General features: G+C 71.4%; 14 protein-coding genes and 3 CRISPR repeat arrays. Of the genes, 10 read left to right on the top strand and 4 right to left on the bottom strand.

All coding sequences use genetic code 11. The features are described from left to right. Nucleotides 1-82: 82 nt before the first annotated feature. Entirely contained in the window at nucleotides 83-919 is an 837-nt protein-coding gene (locus ACIRST_RS26100; RefSeq protein WP_402804729.1) for a helix-turn-helix transcriptional regulator, read from the bottom strand. Between the two features lie 139 nt (nucleotides 920-1,058). Here ACIRST_RS26100 and ACIRST_RS26095 point away from each other — a divergent pair, with 139 nt between their 5' ends. Next, complete coding sequence (locus ACIRST_RS26095) at nucleotides 1,059-1,793, top strand: SDR family oxidoreductase (protein WP_402804727.1); 735 nt, start codon at nucleotides 1,059-1,061, stop codon at nucleotides 1,791-1,793. A 23-nt stretch (nucleotides 1,794-1,816) separates the two neighbouring features. Next, on the top strand, nucleotides 1,817-2,287 hold the full coding sequence (locus ACIRST_RS26090; protein ID WP_402804725.1) for a nuclear transport factor 2 family protein: 471 nt from the start codon (nucleotides 1,817-1,819) through the stop codon (nucleotides 2,285-2,287). Between the two features lie 104 nt (nucleotides 2,288-2,391). On the opposite strand, the gene ACIRST_RS26085 is transcribed toward ACIRST_RS26090, so the two are convergent. Then, nucleotides 2,392-2,601 (bottom strand): GH25 family lysozyme, encoded by a 210-nt coding sequence (locus tag ACIRST_RS26085; protein ID WP_402804723.1) that lies wholly within the window; start codon nucleotides 2,599-2,601, stop codon nucleotides 2,392-2,394. Nucleotides 2,602-2,939: 338 nt separating this feature from the next. Continuing rightward, nucleotides 2,940-3,811: a CRISPR direct-repeat array (repeat unit 29 nt; unit sequence GGAGCAACCCCCGCGAGCGCGGGGCCGAC). A gap of 32 nt (nucleotides 3,812-3,843) precedes the next feature. Next, nucleotides 3,844-4,665: direct repeats of the CRISPR family, unit length 20 nt; unit sequence CCCGCGAGCGCGGGGCCGAC. A 1,204-nt stretch (nucleotides 4,666-5,869) separates the two neighbouring features. Between ACIRST_RS26085 and cas3 the strand changes: the two genes are divergently transcribed. The 8 genes from cas3 to cas2e all read left to right on the top strand — a co-directional run bounded on the left by cas3 (nucleotide 5,870) and on the right by cas2e (nucleotide 15,386). Further along, nucleotides 5,870-8,770 carry a CRISPR-associated helicase Cas3' gene (cas3, locus tag ACIRST_RS26080; RefSeq protein ID WP_402804721.1) on the top strand — a complete coding sequence of 967 codons (2,901 nt, stop codon included), beginning with the start codon at nucleotides 5,870-5,872 and terminating at the stop codon, nucleotides 8,768-8,770. 158 nt (nucleotides 8,771-8,928) lie between these two features. Next, nucleotides 8,929-10,650, top strand: a complete 1,722-nt coding sequence (gene casA, locus ACIRST_RS26075) for a type I-E CRISPR-associated protein Cse1/CasA (protein ID WP_402804719.1) — start codon at nucleotides 8,929-8,931, stop codon at nucleotides 10,648-10,650. Next, entirely contained in the window at nucleotides 10,640-11,266 is a 627-nt protein-coding gene (casB, locus tag ACIRST_RS26070; protein WP_402804717.1) for a type I-E CRISPR-associated protein Cse2/CasB, read from the top strand. Before casA ends, casB begins: the two co-directional genes overlap by 11 nt. Before the next feature lie 44 nt (nucleotides 11,267-11,310). Continuing rightward, the gene (gene cas7e, locus ACIRST_RS26065) at nucleotides 11,311-12,456 is read left to right on the top strand and encodes a type I-E CRISPR-associated protein Cas7/Cse4/CasC (protein WP_402804715.1); all 1,146 of its coding nucleotides are present in this window, start codon (nucleotides 11,311-11,313) and stop codon (nucleotides 12,454-12,456) included. Next, a complete protein-coding gene (cas5e, locus tag ACIRST_RS26060) occupies nucleotides 12,456-13,307 on the top strand; it encodes a type I-E CRISPR-associated protein Cas5/CasD (protein ID WP_402804713.1) in 852 nt (283 codons plus the stop codon). Before cas7e ends, cas5e begins: the two co-directional genes overlap by 1 nt. Before the next feature lie 4 nt (nucleotides 13,308-13,311). Beyond that, on the top strand, nucleotides 13,312-14,085 hold the full coding sequence (gene cas6e, locus ACIRST_RS26055; protein ID WP_402804711.1) for a type I-E CRISPR-associated protein Cas6/Cse3/CasE: 774 nt from the start codon (nucleotides 13,312-13,314) through the stop codon (nucleotides 14,083-14,085). A 3-nt stretch (nucleotides 14,086-14,088) separates the two neighbouring features. Beyond that, nucleotides 14,089-15,111: a type I-E CRISPR-associated endonuclease Cas1e gene (gene cas1e / locus ACIRST_RS26050; protein ID WP_350524854.1), complete on the top strand. Its 1,023-nt coding sequence runs from the start codon at nucleotides 14,089-14,091 to the stop codon at nucleotides 15,109-15,111. Further along, nucleotides 15,108-15,386, top strand: coding sequence for a type I-E CRISPR-associated endoribonuclease Cas2e (cas2e, locus tag ACIRST_RS26045; protein WP_331744407.1), 279 nt, complete (start codon nucleotides 15,108-15,110; stop codon nucleotides 15,384-15,386). The genes cas1e and cas2e overlap by 4 nt, the downstream gene beginning before the upstream one ends. 17 nt (nucleotides 15,387-15,403) lie before the next feature. After that, nucleotides 15,404-15,675: a CRISPR direct-repeat array (repeat unit 29 nt; unit sequence CGTCGGCCCCGCGCTCGCGGGGGTTGCTC). Here cas2e and ACIRST_RS26040 read toward each other — a convergent pair. Both ACIRST_RS26040 and fxlM read right to left on the bottom strand, forming a co-directional pair. Further along, on the bottom strand, nucleotides 15,676-16,785 hold the full coding sequence (locus ACIRST_RS26040; protein WP_402804708.1) for a hypothetical protein: 1,110 nt from the start codon (nucleotides 16,783-16,785) through the stop codon (nucleotides 15,676-15,678). Nucleotides 16,786-16,790: 5 nt separating this feature from the next. Next, entirely contained in the window at nucleotides 16,791-18,881 is a 2,091-nt protein-coding gene (gene fxlM / locus ACIRST_RS26035) for a methyltransferase, FxLD system (RefSeq protein WP_402804706.1), read from the bottom strand. Between the last annotated feature and the right edge of the window lie 13 nt (nucleotides 18,882-18,894).

Here is an 18,894-nt window from a genome sequence, read left to right as displayed (position 1 = left end):
CGCTTCGCAGTGCGACGGGCGTCCGTCCGCGGAGCGGGCGGCCCAGATGCTGGAAGAACTCGACGGGCGCCGGATGCCGCGGTCACCTGGCGGGCGGGACCGGGGCGGCGTGGAGGGAGCCGAGCAGGCTGAGGGAGCGGGCGCTGGAACTGCCGGGCTCCGCCTGGTAGATGACGAGCTGCTGGCCCGGTTCGGCGCGCACGTCGAAGGTCTCGTACGCGAGTTCCAGGGGCCCGACGTCCGGGTGGAGCAGGTGCTTGGCCTCCCGGGTCTTGCCGCGCACCACGTGGCTGCTCCACAGGACGGCGAAGTCGGCGCTCCGCTCGGTGAGGCCGCGGGTGAGGTCCCGCAGCCGGGGGTTGTCGGGGTCGACACCGGCCGCCTCGCGCAGGTGCGCCACGACGGCCTCCGCGGCTCGGCGCCAGCGGATGTGGAACCGGCGGCCCGCCGGATCGAGGAACGTCATGCGGGCCAGGTTGTCCATCCGTTCGAAGGGTGAGTGCAGGGCCTCGGCCAGGGCGTTGGCCGCCAGGACGTCCAGGGTCCGGTTGACGACGAAGGCCGGAGCCGCCGGGTAGCCGTCCAGCAGCTGCCGGAGGGCCGGATGGACCCGGTCCGTGGTACCGGTGGGCCTGGTGCCCGGGGTGGTTCCCGCCAGGCGGTGCAGGTGCGCGTGGGCGTCGGGGCACAGGTGCAGGGCGCGGCCGAGCGCGTCGAGCACCTGGGCCGACGGGTGGCGTTCACGCCCCTGTTCCAGCCGGGTGTAGTAGTCGGCGTTCACTCCGGCCAGGACGGCGACCTCCTCGCGGCGCAGCCCGGCGACCCTGCGCACGCCGTGGCTCGCGATGCCGATGTCCTGCGGTCGCAGGGCAGCCCTGCGTGCGCGCAGGTACTCCCCGAGGCGGTTGTCGTCGGTCATGCCGTCAGGTTAGGCCGCGACGCCGGTGCGGTGCCCGGGTGCGGTGCACCCAGGCACGGGCCGTCCTGGTCGGCGGCCGCCGTCCTGCCCAGACTCGGTCGGGCAGGACCGATCCGCACAGCGAGAGGAAACAGCAGGCATGACAGACACAGGCAAGGTCGTGGCGATCACCGGCGCGAGCAGCGGGATCGGCGAGGCGACGGCCCGTCTCCTCGCCGCCGACGGCCACCGCGTGTTCCTCGGAGCGCGGCGTACCGACCGCCTCGACACGGTGGCCCGGGAGATCACCGAGGGCGGCGGAACCGCGGCGTTCCGGCGGCTGGACGTCACGGACGCGGCCGACGTCGAGGCCTTCGTGGCCGCGGCCCGCGAGCGCTTCGGCCGCCTGGACGTGATGGTCAACAACGCCGGGGTGATGCCGCTCTCGCCGCTCGCGGCCCTGAGGACCGACGAGTGGGACCGGATGATCGACGTGAACGTGCGAGGAGTCCTCCACGGCATCGCCGCCGCGCTGCCGCTGATGCGCGCCCAGGGCGGCGGACACTTCGTGAACATCGCCTCCGTCGGGGCGTACGAGGTCTCCCCGACCGCGGCCGTCTACTGCGCCACCAAGTTCGCCGTGCGCGCGATCTCCGAAGGACTGCGGCAGGAGTCGACCGGGGACATCCGGGTCACCCTCGTCTCCCCGGGGGTGACCGAGTCCGAACTCGCCGACGGCATCGGCGACCCCGTCGCCCGGAAGGCCATGGAGGCCTACCGCGCCGTGGCACTGCCGGCCGGCGCGATCGCGCGGGCCATCGCCTACGCCGTCTCCCAGCCGTCCGGGGTCGACGTCAACGAGATCGTCGTCCGTCCCACCGCGAGCGCCCAGTGACCCCCTCCGGCACGGAACCCGCCGTGCCGCACCGCACCACCGACGACGACCCGGCCCGCAGACTGCGGATCCTGGAGGACAAGGAGGCGCTGCGCACCCTCCTGATGCGCGGATGGCGGGCGCTGGACCGCAAGGACTGGCAGACCTGGATCGAGTGCTGGGCCGAGGACGCGGTCCTGGAGTTCGGACCGTGGGAGACGATCCGCGGCAGGGAGGCGATCCGGGCGAAGGTGGAGGAGGCGGAAGCGCCGTACGCGGCCATGCAGCACCACATCCTCAACCTGCACGTCGACGTCGACGGCGACCGGGCCACCGGCATCGGCTACATGTGGTTCACCGCGGTCGCCACACCCGGGCGTGCCGGTGCCCCGTACTCCATGGGAGGGCCCTACGACTGGGAGTTCCGCCGGGGCCCCGAGGGCTGGCTCCTGGTCCGCCAGCGGCTCGACGTCCGGTGGACCGACGGCGAGGACCCCCTGAGGGCCTTCGAGTAGCGGGCGCCCGCCCCAAGACCGCCGCCCCGGCCAGGCCGGGGCGGCGGGGCTGCTGCCGGTGCGGGGCGGGTTTGGGTGCCCTGCACCGGTGGGTGTGTGGTGGGTCAGCCGAGGGCGAGGGCGTGGAGGCGGTCGGGGGCGCCGTTGAAGTAGTCCTGGTCGCCGGGGAAGGTGCCGGAGTCGGCGTACTGCCAGAAGGTCTGGTAGCTCCAGCCGTTCGGGAGGGTGCCGACGGTGGAGGCGTAGCGGGCGATCCAGAGGGGGTTGGTGGCGGCGTCGAGCGAGCACCATTTGTGTGGGCGACGATGGGACACCGCGCTCTGACCTGTGAGGATGTCCCATCGCATGCCGCGTTGTACGCTTTTCAGCGGGGCGCTGGGCGTTAGCCGAAGCTAGCGCGAAGGGATGCGCAGGCACCGGCGCCTCATGGCTGAGCGGCGCTACCAGCGTGTGAGTCTCATGTTTGAGCTCGTTTTACAGCGTTTGCTCGAACCTATGCTGACCTCTTGCTGACCGCATCTGATGGGTCATCAGACCATCTCGGGCTAGGCCAAGGCAAACGACCGGGTACTGAGTACCGCCTACTGCCGAGGCCGCTCACGCGCGTCGCTCGCAACAGTCTATGCCGCACCCAAGCGGGGCAGATCGATGGTCGAGCAACCCCGCGAGCGCCGGGCCGACGTACGCATGGTCACGATCAGGTGGCCGCTGAAGGGGCAACCCCCGCGAACGCGGGGCCGACGTGCGCTAGCACCCCGGGGCACGGCACTAGGAGGAGCAACCCCCGCGAGTGCGGGGCTGACCACACCTGAGCGGCGCCACTCGTGCAGACGATGAGAGCAACCCGCGCGAGCGCGGGGCCGACGGCCACTCCATCGAGATCTACCGCGACTGGGAGGAGCAACCCCCGCGAGCGCGGGGCGGACTCAGCCCAGTCCCGGCTCGGAAACCCGATCACGGAGCAACCCCCGCGAGCGCGGGGCCGACCTCTTCACCGGCCGCTACTTGCTGTCGGATCTGGAGCAACCCGCGCGAGCGCGGGGCCGACGCCAGGGCCGGGGACTCGCGGACGTCGGACGTGGAGCAACCCCCGCGAGCGCGGGGCCGACACGACGAGCGCAACAACGGTGGCGGCGCCTGCGGAGCAACCCCCGCGAGCGCGGGGCCGACATCGACGGGTCGACCTCGTCGAGGCCGACACCGGAGCAACCCCCGCGAGCGCGGGGCCGACGTCTGCACGGTGACGACCAGCTGCATCATCGGGGAGCAACCCCCGCGAGCGCGGGGCTGACAGGAAGGCGAGGGCCTCCTTCTCCTTCTCGAAGGAGCAACCCCCGCGAGCGCGGGGCCGACTGCTCGACAGACGGGGTGGTCATCCCTACCGGGGAGCAACCCCCGCGAGCGCGGGGCCGACCGGTAGAGCAAGGCGTAACTAGGAGTAACCCCCGCGAGTGCGGGGCCGACATGTCGGACTGCGCGTTGCTCATGCGCAAGGAGGCGTGCCCCCGCGAGAGCGGGGCTGACGCCCCGGAGGCGGAGAACTCGCTGCCGACGCGGGAGGAACCCCCGTGGGCGCGGGGTTGACGACGGCGTCACCATCATGCCCATGGAAACCCTGGAGTAACCCCCGCGAGCGCGGGGCCGACATCCAGCCCGACGCGCGCTGGAGCCACGGCGCGGAGCAACCCCCGCGAGCGCGGGGCCGACTCGCCGTCCGAGTTCAGGGCCTTCGCGATCTGGGAGCAACCCCCCGTGAGCGCGGGGCCGACTCGGCGAGGGCACGCTCCAGCGCGAACAGCGAGGAATGACCCCCCGCGAGCGCGGGGCCGACCGCGCCCGGGCCGCCGCCCGCGGCGGTGCCAAGGAGTAATCCCGCGAGCGCGGGGCCGACGCCGCGCACCCATCCGACAAGCCGGAGATGCTGGAGCAACCCCCGAGAGCGCGGGGCCGACTCCGCCCACGCGCCGCCAGGCAGCGGGATGCGGGAGCAACCTCCGCGAGCGCGGGGTCGACTGCGTCCTGCTGATCGAGCGCGGCTGGCCGCCGGAGCAACCCCCGCGAGCGCGGGGCCGACGTCCAGGCCACCCTCATCCAGGCCGCCCGCCTGGAGCAACCTCCGCGAGCGCGGGACCGACCTTCCACCGACCGCGAGCGCGCGGACCTCGAGGAGCAACCCCCGCGAGCGCGGGGCCGACTCAACCAAGACCACCACCGCCAACTACCTCGCCGAGCAACCCCCGCGAGCGCGGGGCCGACGGCGTGGGTGTCGCTCACTGGTGCCGGCACCTGGAGCAACCCCCGCGAGCTCGGGGCCGACACTGTACTGCACCCCGGCGGTGGCGCCGACCTGGAGCAACCCCCGCGCGCGGGGCGGACGAGGGGCTCTTGCCGCTCCATGCAAGCGCCTGTCGTCAAGTCCATTACACCAGCGGTAGATTGTCGCCGTGAGGCGCCGGGGACATGTACCATCGCTCCCTCGTCCAGGTGTGGACCGGAGAGTGTGAAGGCCAATGTGATGGTGGACCTACACTCCAACAGTGGAGCTTGCAGTGGCAATCACTGTCCAGGCATGCAGAATTCAGGGTAGTTTAATAAGTGTCAGGGGGCCGCCCCGTTGGTGCGAAACGGCCCCCCAACGGGAAACACGAAGCCTCGGGGCCAGCTACCAGTGGTGCAGGTACACGGCAATTCCGGCCAGCGCGTGGGCCAACACGGCTGCGTCCTTACCGTAGACCAACCAATGCGCGCCCCGAGGCTCGTGGCCCAGGTTGCGCCTGACAGCTTCCCTAACCTTGGCAATCAGTCGCTTCATGTCACCTCCCTTCGCGGAGCGAACGGGGGTTGTGCCGTGAAGCACAGTACCAGCTGGGCCGACAGCCGGGCAGCCTAGTGACTGTCAGTCAAGTCGTAACTATCTAGCTCCTGTTCGGAGGTGGGCAACCGTGTTGTGCGGCCAGTGCTGTGGTGGCGGCGTCATTGCGGCCCAGGCAGTCCGACCGTCGAGGAGCGATCCCCGCGAGCGCGGGGCCAACAGCGAGTCGCCTGCGCGAAGCTGGGCTACCGTGGAGCGATTCCCGCGAGCGCGGTTCCGACATCGCCCATAGCGTATCCACCCAAGACGCCTCTTGACTGGATGCTGGGCCGAGAGAATTGAACACGCAACCTCAGGGCATGCGGAGTTAACACCGCATCCTCACGCTGCCAACCGAAGGTCCGGGCGTGCCTCGTGTGGGCAGGGTTGACCTGTTGAGGCGTGTGGCATCGAGCGCCGCTTCGGACACAATCCCCGCGAGCGCGGGGTCGACTCCGTCACCAGCGGGCCCTTGTCCGTCTCCAGGGAGCAACCCCCGCGACCGCGCGGCCGACACCGTAGTGGTCTTCACCGACCCACCGGACTCGGAGCAACCCCCGCGAGCGCTGGGCCGACACTGACCTGCGACGTTTGGTGTCATGGGGCGCCGGCTGATTCGGTTCGATCGGAGCGAATCCGATGCAACTGCCTTCATCTCTCCATGTTCCGAAGTGCGTTGTCAGTGGCGTGTCTTACGCTCCGCAGAGTACCCGTGCGCGGAGGTGGAGACGGTGGTCGAGGATCGCTGGCAGTGGTATCCGTCCGAGGTCAGGGCCTGGCTGGGTGCGCTGTGGGGCAAGTCGGCCGGGAAGGCCGCCGGTTCGGTCAACCTCCTGCTGTCGCACATGCTGGACACCGCTGCTGTGGCGGAGGTGATCTGGGACCACTATCTGCCGCAGGTGACGCGGCGGCAGCTCGACGCCGTGGCGGGAGGCGCCGGTCGGGGGAGGAGGCTGTTCTCCTGGCTGTGCGGGATTCACGACCTGGGCAAGGCGACGCCGGCGTTCCAGCGGTTCGATGCGGCCGGGGAGGCGGCCGTTCGCGCGGCGGGGCTTTCGTGGGACAAGTACGCGGTGAACGGCATGCCTTGGCGGCACGACAAGGCGGGCGGCCGACTGTTGCGGATGTTCCTTGAGAGGGCGGGCTGGGCACAGGAGCAGGTCGACTGGGTGTGGCCGCTGGTCGCCGGCCACCACGGGTTGTTCCCCACGGTGGGGCAGTTGGCTCCGAAGAAGGAGGATCTCCAGGGCAAGGGCCGGGTCTGGAAGTCGGCGCAGTCGGCCCTGGTGGAGGTGTTCTCCCGGGAGCTCGGCTACGAGGGTGGATCGCCGCTCATCGGGGTGGAGCCCGCGTCGGCGCCGAGCCGTGCCGTGCAGCTCCAGTTGTCCGGCTTCGTGGTGATGGCGGACTGGATCGCCAGCGACGAGACGCACTTCAAGGGCGAGCCCGACCTGGCGAAGGCGACGATGCCGCGAGCACGGCAGCGGGCCACCAGTGCTTGGTCCGGGCTCGGGCTGCGCGGCGGCTGGGGGCAGCTGGCCGTTCCCGGCCCGGAGGTGTTCCAAGACCGCTTCGGCCACGGGCCCCGGCCGTCCCAGGAGTTGGTGCTGGACGTGGTGCGCCGGATGGGCGGGCCCGGCCTGGTGATCGTCGAGGCGCCGATGGGGGAGGGGAAGACGAAGACGGCGCTGGTGGCCGCCGAGGTGCTGGCGGCGCGCTTCGGCGCGGACGGGGTGTTCCTGGGCATGCCGACGCAGGCGACCGCGGACCCGATGTTCACCCAACTCCGGGCGTGGCTGGGCAATATCGACAAGGTCGAGGATGGGCTGGACGGCCAGGTCGTGCTGCTGCACGGCAAGCGGATGTTCAACAAGGAGTGGCGTGGCCTGCTTGAGGGCACGGGAGAGTGGGGCCAGGACGCCGATGCCCGCTACTCGTCGGTGGGCGTGGACGAGTTCGGAGTGCCAGCCGACTGCTTCGACGGCTGCGAGGGCGGCGAGCGCAGAGCCCCCGCGGAGTGGTTCCTCGGGCGCCGCCGTGGCCTGCTGAGCCCGTTCGCGGTCGGCACGATCGACCAGCTCCTCTTCGCCGCGACTCGTACCAAGCACGTGATGCTGCGCATGGCCGGCCTCGTGGGCAAGGTCGTGATCCTCGACGAGGTGCATGCCGCCGACGTCTACATGTCGCAGTTCCTGCTGGAGGGCCTGTGGTGGCTCGGGAAGGCCGGTGTGCCGGTGGTACTGCTGTCGGCGACCCTGCCACCGGATCAGCGGCGCCGCTTGGCCGCCGCCTACCTGGCCGGCACGCGGTCGGCGGAGGCTTCGGAGACGCTGGAAGTCCCCGAGCCGGACGGGTATCCGAGCGTGACGGCGGTGTGGTCGGGGCAGGACGGCCGGACGGAGGCGCTGGTCGAGAGCACTGACTCCTGGCGCGAAGACCTGACCGTGCGGGTGGAGGTGCTCGGCGAACCGCCGGCGCGCAGCGGCACGTTCCCGGACAGCATCGGCGGTCGCCCGGACACGGTCGTCGTCGACTACCTGAGGGAGCGGCTGGTCGACGGCGGATGCGCCCTGGTCATCCGGAACACCGTGGACCGCGCCCAGTCCACCTTCGAAGCCCTGCACAAGGAGTTCGGCACCGACGTCCGGCTCCTGCACGGCCGTCTCCACGCGGGCCACCGGGCGGACCGTACCCGGGAGGTGCTGAAGCTCCTCGGACCGCCGGGCGACGGAGCCGCGCGCCCCAGCCAGCTGATCGTCGTCGCCACCCAGCTCGCGGAGCAGTCGTTCGACGTCGACGCCGACCTGCTGATCACCGACCTCGCGCCAATGGACCTGCTCCTCCAGCGCATCGGACGCCTCCACCGCCGTGACGGCGTCGAACGCCCCCACCTCCTGTCACGGCCCGTCGTCGCCGTCACCGGAATCCATCTCGCGGACCGGAGCGCACCGCAGATCCTGCGCGCCTCCGAGGCGATCTACGGCCGCTACCTGCTGCTGCGCACGGCCGCCGAGGTCGAGCGCGCGGCGGGGGCGGCCGACGGCGCGTGGAGCATCCCCGGCCAGGTGCCGCACCTGGTCGCCGACGTGTACGGGCCCAGCCCCGTTGTCCCGGCCGAGTGGGCCGAGGCCGAGACGGAGGCCCGGAAGGAGTGGGAGGAACGGCAGGCCGAGCGCCGCGCGAAGGCCGCCCAGTATGTGCTGACCCGGGCCGGCGAGCACGCAGCGCCCACCCTGGAGGGCCTGCACTTCGGTGCCCACAGCAGGCTGACCGAGGGAGGCTTCGAGGCGCTCGTCCGTGACGGGGACCGGAGCCTGGAGGTTGTCCTGGTGCACCGCATCGGGGAGGACGGGTTCTACGCGGTGACGGGGCGCAGGCTCGGGCCGAACGGCGAGGTCACGGCGGAGCTGCTGGACGACGTGCTCTCCGGGACGGTGCGCCTGCCCGCCAAGTTGACCGCAGCGGCGGAGGAGGCTCTCGGCCCGCTGGCGGGGTGGCGCGACCACCCGTGGCTGCGGTACAGCCTGGCCCTCGAACTCGATGAGAACGGCGAAGCCGTCCTTGGCGACTTCCGGCTGCGCTACGACGACCTGCTCGGCCTCGTGGTCGGCGGCGGGCCCGCACACAGGTAGCGTGCGCCGTGGAACAGGTGGAGTGTGATCTCCGCTCACGCGCCCACAACTTAACGTGAATTGGCGGAAGTTCATGGATTTCGGTCCATGACCGGGTTCAGGCGGTGCGATGATGAAGCAACTGCCGACGTAGACGTAACTAGTTGGGAGATGGGCGCGTGCCCGGGTACAACCTTGTCGACGAACCGTGGCTGACGGTGCGGCCAGCCGACGGCGGACCTCCTCTGGAGCTGGGGATCGCCGAGGTACTGGCCCGGGCCCACGAACTCGAAGGCATCGCAGTCGAGTTCTCCACCCAGCTGCCCGCTGTTCTGCGCCAGGTCCTGCTGCCCGTCGTCGCCCACGCCACCGGCGCGCCTCGAACCCTCCGTGAGAAGGGCCAGCGACTAGCCAGGGAGAGCGGGTTCACGGAGGACGAACTTCGCGCAATCCGGACCTACGTCGACGGTAACCGCGCACGGTTCGACCTCTTCGACCCGCAGGACCCTTTCGGGCAGGTCGCCGGGCTGCGTACCGCCAAGGACGAGACGAAGGGCGCCGCGGCCCTGGTGGCGACGGCGGCGAGCGGCAACAACGTTCCGCTGTTCGCCAGCCGTACGGACGCGGACCCGCTCGACCTGACGCCGGCCCAGGCCGCCCACTGGCTCGTTCACGCGCACTGCTGGGACACCGCGGCGATCAAGACCGGTGTGGTCGGCGACGACCAGGTCAAGGCGGGCAAGACGACGGGCAACCCGACGGGCCCGCTCGGGCAGCTCGGCGTCATCGTCCCCATCGGGCGCACCCTGTACGAAACCCTCCTGCTGAATCTCCCGGTCACTCCGACCAGCGCCGAGGGCATCCCGCAGTGGCTGCGAGGACCGCACGGTCCCGTGTGGAAGCCCCGGGAGGCTGAGGGCCTTCTCGACCTGTGGACCTGGCAGGCCCGGCGCATCCGCCTCATCCCGCACGAGGACGAGGCCGGGCGGCTGAAGGTGGCCCGAGTGGTCGTCAGTGCCGGCGACCGCCTCACGCCCATGGACGAGCGGGAGCCGCATACCGCTTGGACGTTCACGGCCCCGGCCAAGAAGTCCGCCTCAGCGCGGCCCGAGCGCCGACCGCGCCGGCACACCCAGGGCAAGGCCGCTTGGCGCGGTCTGGACGCCCTTCTCTCCGCGACCCGCCAGGGTCCGGAGAGTGCTTTCGAGACCAGCGTCCTGCTCGACGAGATCAGCGGGCTGCGGGAGATCGGCAGCCTCGACATCGACTATCCGCTGCAGGTCGAGACCTTCGGCATGGTGTACGGCACCCAGTCGGCCGTGGTCGAGGACGTCATCCACGATTCCATCCCGCTCTCCCTGCTCGCCCTCCGCCAGGACAGCGAATCCCACGACCTGCTCCTGGACGTGGCCGAGCAGGCGGAACAGCTGGCGCGGGCGGTCAACAACCTTTCCGCCGACCTGCGCCGGGCCGCGGGGGCGGACCCCATTCCCTGGGACAAGGGCCAGCGCCCGGGTGAACTCCTCCTGCACGTCCTCGACCCGCTGGTGCGCCGCGTGCTCGCCGGCGTCCGCAGAGCCGGTGGCGACGAGGACCTCCTGCACCGGGGCCGACTTGCCTGGGAGCAGGTCGCCCACCGCCGCGCACGGGAGGCAGCCAACGCCCTTCTGCTGGCCGCGCCCGCTTCCACCTTCGGCGGTCGCTCCGTCGAACAGCCCGGCAAGGCGGGGAAGAAGCTGACCTACAGTCTCGGCACGGCTGGCGCCAACTTCCGGCGACAGCTTGACGAGATCCTGCCCCGCTACGCCGACGCCCGCAAACAGGCTGCGGCTGCCCGCCTGGCAGTGACCGGACCCGACTACGACTTCGAAGCCGACCCTGGAGCGGACTTTGACCACTGAGCAGAAGAGTGCCCCCAGGCGACTCCCGTACTGGGAGAGGGTCACCGCCTACGACCACGCCTGGCGCATCGATCCCCGCACCGGACAACCGGGCAGGCCGCCCGGAGAGGACCTCGCGGCCATGCGGTCGGGCCTTGGCCGGTCGGCGATGGACAGTCCCAGGATGTGGCCGCTGTACAGCTGCGAGGTCGACGACGTCCTCGCGCTGCGCGACGAGGTCTCCGACGAGCAGAAGGCCGAGCACGCCGCGCTGGCCCTGTTCGGCCTTCACCAGCAGAGCCAGTCCAAGCCGATGCACCGCCGCGGCGTCAAACTCGGCCAGGCACTGCGCGCCCTGCGCCGAAGCGGCAAGTTCAGCGAGGAGGCGCTCGACACCCGGGTCGCTCAACTCGCGGGCGCCACCAGCGTGTCCGCTCTGCTGGTCCACCTTCGCGGCCTGATCACCCAACTGCGCACCGTCGGCCAGCCGTTGGACTACAACCACCTGATGGCCGACATCCGGGCCTGGCACCACACCGACCGCCGCCCGGATGTCCGCGCCAAGTGGGCCATCGGCTACCAGGCGTGGAAGAACAAGGACAAGGACAGCGGCAAGGACCAGGAAACCGCCGACTGACCGCACCTTCCCCGATCAAACCGTCAAACTTCAAGGAGAAGCGCATGACCGACCGCCTCTACATCGACGTGCACATCCTGCAGACCGTCCCGCCGGCGAACCTCAACCGGGACGACAACGGCAACCCGAAGGAGGCGTACTTCGGCGGCAAGCGCCGCTCCCGGGTCTCCTCCCAGGCCTGGAAGCGCGCCACCCGCCTCCACTTCGCCGAGAGCCGCGACCGGCAGGACCTCGCCACCCGCACCAAGCGGATCGCCTCCCAGCTCTCCAAGCGCATCGCCGAGCGCAGCGGCATCCCCGCCGAGGACGCGCAGCGGATCGCCGGCGCCCTGATCAAGTCGACCGGGATCTCCGCCGGCAAGAAGGAAGGCGACACCGCCTACCTTCTCTTCTACGGGCGCCGCCAGCTGGACGGCATCGTCGGCCTGGTCGCCGACACCGCCGCGGACCTCGCCACCCTCGACGCGAAGGCACTGGAGGAGGCCGTCAAGGCCCTGCCGGTCAAGGACCAGTTGCAGAGCGGGCACCCGGCGGACGTGGCGCTGTTCGGCCGGATGGTCGCGGACATCCCCGGCCTGAACGTCGATGCCGCGACGCAGGTCGCGCACGCGATCTCCACCCACGCCACCGAGCTCGAATTCGACTACTACACGGCGGTCGACGACGAGAACACCGCGGACGAGACCGGCGCCGGAATGATCGGCACCATCGGCTTCAACTCCGCCACCCTCTACCGCTATGCCACCGTCGGCCTGCACCAGCTTCGCGAGAACCTCGGGGACGACAAGGCCGCCGTCGACGCCGTCGACCTCTTCGTCGACTCCTTCGCCCGCTCCATGCCCACCGGCTACGGCAACTCCTTCGCCCACCGCACCCGCCCCAGCCTGGTCGCCGTGGCCGTCCGCGCGGACCAGCCTGTCAACCTCGTCTCCGCGTACGAGAACCCCGTCCCGGCGAGCCGGGGCATCGCCGCCGAGTCCGCGCGCCGCCTCGCCACCGAGTTCGCCACCGCCACCGCGCAATGGGGCGACAGCCCGCTGTACGTCGGCATCTGCCACACCCTGGGCACCGACACGGACACCGACGAGACGGGGGAGAAGCTGGACGGGGCCTTCGGGGCGAACCGCACTTTCACCGAGCTTCGCGACGGTCTGCGCACCGTCCTCACCGAGCGGGTGAACGACAACTGATGCCCGCCGATCCCACCCCCGCAGCCCAGCACGAGGAACAGGCAGTACTCGTACTGCGCCTGGCCGGACCGCTGCAGTCCTGGGGCGACCACAGCGCGTTCAACCGCCGTGACAGCCGGCCCCAGCCGACCAAGTCCGGCATCGTCGGCCTGCTCGCCGCCGCCGCGGGCCGACCCCGCGAAGCGGACATCTCCGACCTGGTCGGCCTGCGCCTGGGCGTGCGCGTCGACCAGCCCGGAACGCTGCTGCGCGACTACCACACCGTCAGCGACTACCGGGGCCGGCCGCTGCCGCAGGCCGGCGTGAACGCCAAGGGCGTCCAGAAGCCGACCTCCCCGGCGAAGGACACCCACGTCACCCACCGCTACTACCTCCAGGACGCCGTGTTCGTCGCCGCCGTCCAGGGCCCGGCAGCCTTCGTCACCACGCTCGGCGATGCGATCCGCCATCCCGCATTTCCGCTCGCCCTCGGCCGACGCTCCTGCGTCCCCACCCAGCCGATCACCCTCGGCGCGGTGCGTGACGGCACGCTGGAAGACGTCCTGGCCGAGGAGCCCTGGCAAGCCGGCAAGGCCGCCAGGAACGCCTACCGTCGACGGGCCGATCGGGGCCCGGAACCGTTCTCCCCGCACCGGATCGATCTGGCCGCGACCTTCGACGACCCCTCCGGCGAGGACACCCTGCAGGACGTCCCGCATTCGTTCTCGCCCCGCGAACGGGGCTTCTCCACCCGACGGATCCGTCACGCCTGGCTCAAGGTCCCCACCGGCCTCGCCTCATCCGCCGCGCACACCGCTCAACCGGCTGCCGCAGCCGGCGGCCACGACCCGTTCGCCCTGCTGGGCTGGTGACCCCATGACCTACCTCTCCCGCGTCCGCATCAACCCTCTGCGCGCCGCCAGCCGCAACCTGCTCGCCAACCCCCGCGCCCTGCACGGGGCAGTCCTGGCCGGCATTCCCGACACCGCCCCCGGTGACCGGATCCTGTGGCGCCTGGACGCCGACCACCCGCGTCGCCCCATGCTGTTGGTCCTCACCCCCTCCAAGCCCGACTGGACACACGTCGTCGAACAAGCCGGATGGCCCGACGCCGAAGGCGAGCACTACGCGATCCGCGACTACAGCCCACTCCTCGCCCAACTCGCCGTCGGCCGCGAATTCGCCTTCCGGCTCAAGGCCAGCCCCGTCCAGAACACCTCCAAACCCGAGAAGGCGAGCGCGCACCGCGCCAAGACCGCAGCCGAACTCCACCACCGCTCCTACCGCATGGCCCACCGCACCGCCGCGCAACAGCTCACCTGGTTCCTGGACCGCACCACCCGCTGGGGCTTCACCGTCCCCGAGGCCCGCACCGACACCCCGGCGCCCGGCCTCGAACCCTCAGCCTCGGACGTGACCGCCGACGCACGGCCCGGCCGAGAGGTGAGGATCACCGATCGCAGCCGCAACACCTTCACCAAGCCCGGCACCCGCGCCCCCGTCACCCTCACCACCGCCACCTTCGAAGGCCGACTGCAGATCACCGATCCCGGCCTCCTGCAGACCGCCCTCCTCGGGGGCATCGGCCCCTCCAAGGCCTACGGCTGCGGCCTGCTCACCCTCGCCCCGCTGTCCACCGGACCCCGCTGACCGATGGCCGACATCTGGTGGAAAGCCCACCCTCACGACCTGCACCGCCTCGCCGACCGCGTCTCCAGCGTCTACGTCGAGCGCAGCCACATCGACCGCGACGAGAACGCCGTCGTGGTCATCAACAAGCGCGAGACCGTCCGTGTCCCCGCCGCCATGGTCGCCGTGATGCTCCTCGGCCCCGGCACCCGTATCACCCACGGCGCTGTCAACCTGCTCGCCGACTCCGGCACCACCGTGTGCTGGGTCGGCGAGCAGGGCGTTCGAATGTACGCTGCCGGCCTTGGCCCCAGCCGCGGCGCGGGCTTGCTCAACCGGCAGGCCTGGCTGGTCAGCCGAACCAAGGAACGCCTGGGCGTGGCACGGAACATGTACCGCATGCGGTTCCCCGGTGAGGATGTCAGCACCGCCACCATGCAGCAGCTGCGCGGACGCGAGGGCGCCCGCATCCGCAAGCTCTACCAAGCGGAATCACGCCGGACCGGCGTCCCGTGGAACGGCCGGGTCTACAAGGCCGGTGACGCCCACGCTGCGGGCGACGACCTCAACCGCCTCCTGTCAGCGGCCAATGCCGCGCTGTACGGGATCTGCCACGCCGTCATCACCGGCCTGGGCGCCAGCCCCGGCCTCGGCTTCGTACACACCGGGCTGGCGACCTCATTCGTCCTCGACATCGCCGACCTCTACAAGGCCGAATACACCATCCCCCTGGCCTTCGACCTCGCACAACAAGGCCACACCGAAGAACGCGACGCCCGACTCGGCCTGCGCGACCGCATCGCCCAGGACAAGCTGCTCGGCCGCATCGTCCACGACGTCAAGACCCTCCTCAGCCCGGACGGCACCGACATGCCCGACGCCGAGGTGAACGAACTCTGGGACGAACGCGTCGGCACGGTCCAAGGCGGCGTCAACTGGTCCGGCACCGAGACAACACCTCCGCCCATCGCCTCCGACCCGGGCATGGGCGACGAACACCTGGCCATCATCGGCCCGGAGTTCACCCAGGACACGAGCAGCCCATGACCGTCATCATCCTCATCGCAGCCCCCGAAGGCCTACGCGGACACCTCACCCGCTGGATGGTCGAGGTCAACGCCGGCGTTTTCGTCGGCACCCCCAGCCGCCGCATCCGCGACCGCCTCTGGGACCTCCTCGCCACCCGCATCGGCGACGGCCAAGCCGTCCTCGTCGAACCCGCCACCAACGAACAAGGCTGGACCGTCCGCACCGCCGGCAAGGACCGCTGGAAGCCCGTCGACTTCGACGGACTGATTCTCTCAGCCCGGTCCCGCCGGTAAACCCGCAGGTCGCGAAGCGTCGGCCCCGCGCTCGCGGGGGTTGCTCGCCTGCAAGCGCGGGGAGTCCCGTCCGCTCGACGTCGGCCCCGCGCTCGCGGGGGTTGCTCCGGCTCCAGCACCACCCCGCCGCCGGCGAACGCGTCGGCCCCGCGCTCGCGGGGGTTGCTCCGCCGGCACCGCCTTCCAGAAGCTGAGCGGCATGTCGGCCCCGCGCTCGCGGGGGTTGCTCCTGCCACTGGGCACCCACGTCGCGCCGTCCCCAGTCAGCCCCGCGCTCGCGGGGTTGCACTCATGCTGGATCGCCTTCGGGCGCGCCTGCTTCGAACGGGGCGTCTTCGAGCACACGGGCGGCGCTGTCCACCGCGGCGTCCAACTGCTTGTGGGTGTCCTTGGGCAGGCTGCCGCTGCCTAGCGCGGAGGCGGCGAGAGCCTGTTCGAGGGCGGCAGCTCGATTGGCGTCCAGGACGGCGCGCACGGCGGAGTGGGTGAGGAGGTCGCGCAGGGCGTAGCCGTCGCAGGAATCCTCCGTTCGGCTGATGGCGGCCCGGGCGAGATTTCGGGCGGCAGGGGTGCCAGGGTCGGTGGCGTCGAGGACAGTGAGGGCGAGCCTGGTGGTGAACACCGCGAGGCCGTCGCCCGGGTCGAGTGCGGTCCACAGGTCGGCGGCGTACTCGGCGGCGTGCCGTTCGCCGGGGCCGCACAGGGCGGTGAGGGCAGCGGTGACGGCGTTCTCCCACGGGTCGCCGTCTTCGGTCTCGCGCAAGATGGCCAGGGCGGTGGGACGGTCGCCGCTGGTGGCCGCGGCCAAGACGGCGGTCTGGCGGCCGTCGAGGATGCGACGGCCGATGCCATGGTGCTCCTCGATGTGGCGCAGAGCTTCCTGCCAGCGGCCGGCAGCGGTCAGGGCGCGGGTGCCGTCGGCGATGACGACCCGCCACAGCCACGCTCGGACTTCCGCGCGCTGCTGGTCGGTTTCGGTGAGGCGGGCGGGGACGGTGATGCCGTCGAGCGTCGTCCTGGTGGCGGTGGTGACGGCGTGGTAGAGGTCGCGGAGGAGTCCGCGGCCGCGTTGGTGGCGGCCGGCTCGGAGGTGGAGACGGGCGAGGTTGACGAGGGGTTCAAGGCCACGGATGGCGCTCACGGCCGGGAGCGGGCCGCGGGTGAGGTAGAGGACGGCGTGGCGGTGGCACAGGGCTCGGGCGTCGGCGGGCAGGCCGAGGTCGGAGGCGAGGAGGGCGGCCTGATTGAGGACGGTGGAGGCGAGGACCGCGTCGGTCTGCCGGGAGGCCGTGTCGGCCAGCTCGCAGAGCCGGCCGACACGCGCGTTCAGGGGCAGGCAGACGGGCCGGATCCGCGGGACCAGCGGGAAGCGCTGGGCGGTCGGTCCGGTCGGGTGCACGGCGGCTACTCCCAGGTGACGGTGATCGGGTGGTTCGGGCGCTCCAGGACGAAGCGGCCGGCCGCGGGGTCGGCGGCGCCGGGGGTGTCGGGGAGGGCGATGCGCAGGGTGCAGTCGCGGAAGCCGGTGTTCCAGACGCGGATCTGCTCGGCGACGAGGTCGGCGAGCACGACGCCGTCGGGGCCGTGGCCGATCACGCCGGTCTCGTAGGTCTTGCGGCCGTCGGTGGTGGGCTCGCCGGGGCGCAGGGTGAGGTAGGCGAGGGAGCCGCGCTGGACCGTGGCCATGGCACCCCAGCCGAACATCGGGGTGACGACGCCGCGCTCGCGAGCGGAGCCGGTGACGCTCATCCGCATCAGGGAGTTGGGCAGGGTCAGGGCCAGCCACAGGTCCTGGTACTCGTAGGTGGTGCCGGCGGGGATGGTCACCCCGGTCCAGATCTCGTGGCGCCGGCTGTCGAGGACACCGAGCAGCAGGGGGGCATCGACGGCGGCGCCCTGGTCCTTGTGGACCTGGAGGGTGACGTCGCCCTTGCCGGTGAGCTGGACGGTGCGGCGGGCGTCGTCCATGCTGCCGCGCAGCGGCATGAAGACCGCGAGCTGGTCGTCGACCGACACCCAGCCGTCCTCGCCGCGCTCGAAGGCGATCACCCGGCTGGCGGTCCCGCGCAGCCGCAGCGGTAGGACGATCCGGCCGGTGGGCTTGACCTGCTCCAGCCACGGGGTGGGCATCCCGCTGGTGCTGACGGTGGCGATCACCCGGTCGAACGGCGCGCTGTCGGGGTGGCCGAGCGCGCCGTCGCCGAGGACCGCGTCGACGTTGGTGATCCCTGCGTCGGCGAGGTGGTTGCGGGCGCCGTCGACGAGGTCCTCGTCCACGTCCACGGCCGTCACGTGCCCGTCCGGGCCGACGATGCGGCCCATGTAGGCGGCGTTGACGCCGGTGCCCGCCCCGGCCTCGAAGATCCGCTCGCCGGGCTGCGGGTGGAGCTGCTCCAGCATCAGGGCGACGATCGCGGGCTGGGAGGCGGCGCTGATCTGTGTGCCGGAGCCGTCGGCCTTGGTGTAGGTGGGATTGTCCGCGTACGCGGTTTCGAGCGGGAAGCCGGGCAGGAAGTGCTCGCGGGGCACGGTGCGGAAGGCGTTCTCCACCGCGGTGGTGCGGATGGCGCCCTGGGCGAGCAGCCGGTCGGTGAGGGCGGCGCGCAGTTCCTCGGCGGTCGGGGCGTCGGAAGCGGTGTCGCTGCTGAGCGTAGTCATGTGGGTGACCCTAGTAGTGGTGCGGATGGCGGGCGTCGAAGGCGCGGGGCCCTCGTCGGAGTGGAAGACGGTGTCCAACGCCCGTGCGGCCGTGGCGGTTTGGTGGTCGACCGGCAGGCCGGCGCGATTGGCGTGGAAGAGGAGGTGGTGTGCGAGGACCGCCCGGAGCCCGCGGGTGAGGTTGCCGTCGCGGGCGAGGCCGGCGAGGTCCTGCCCGGCCTGTTCGAAGGCGTGGACCCAGCCGCCGTGGTTGGCGAGCGGGCTGGTGTCGCGGGTGAGGGCCCAGGTGTCGACGCGCATCAGGTGGCGCATGGCGGCGGTCAGGGTGGCCGCACGGTCGGGCGCTACGGGCTTCGGGGCGTCGCGCAGCATCGCGAACTGGGCCCAGACGTCACCCTGTTCGTACCAGTCGAGTCCGGCCGCGCGAAGCATGGCGGAGATGAGGACGACGACGGTCTCGGTGCGGCCGAGGGCGGGCGGGTTCGGCTCGGCAGCGCGGGTCAGCAGGTTGCGGCTGTCGGCGTGGAAGAGGCGGTGGGCGACCTCCATGGCCTCGGGGCCTCCGAACGCCTGGGTCTCGGGCTCGTAGATCACGGTGGCCCAGCCCGCGAGGAGGCCCTCCTCGGCGAGGGTGTCGAGCAGGGAGGTGAGGACGGGCACGGGGTTGGCGGCCCGGTATCGCAGTCGCAGCCCCTTCTTGCGCATGTACCACCAGCCGTCCAGGTTGCCGTTGTCCTGGGCGAAGGTGAGTACGGGGGCCAAGTGGTGGGCCGCGGTTGGTTCGACAGTGGAGGGGTCGGCGAAGGTGAGGTCGTGCTGGATCCAGCCGGTGGTCATCGGATCGGTCCTC

Source organism: Kitasatospora sp. NPDC101447 (assembly GCF_044767225.1).
In the GTDB taxonomy this organism is placed as follows: domain Bacteria; phylum Actinomycetota; class Actinomycetes; order Streptomycetales; family Streptomycetaceae; genus Kitasatospora.
Note: the sequence above shows the minus strand (reverse complement) of the source record. Positions and strands in the feature narration are given on the sequence as shown.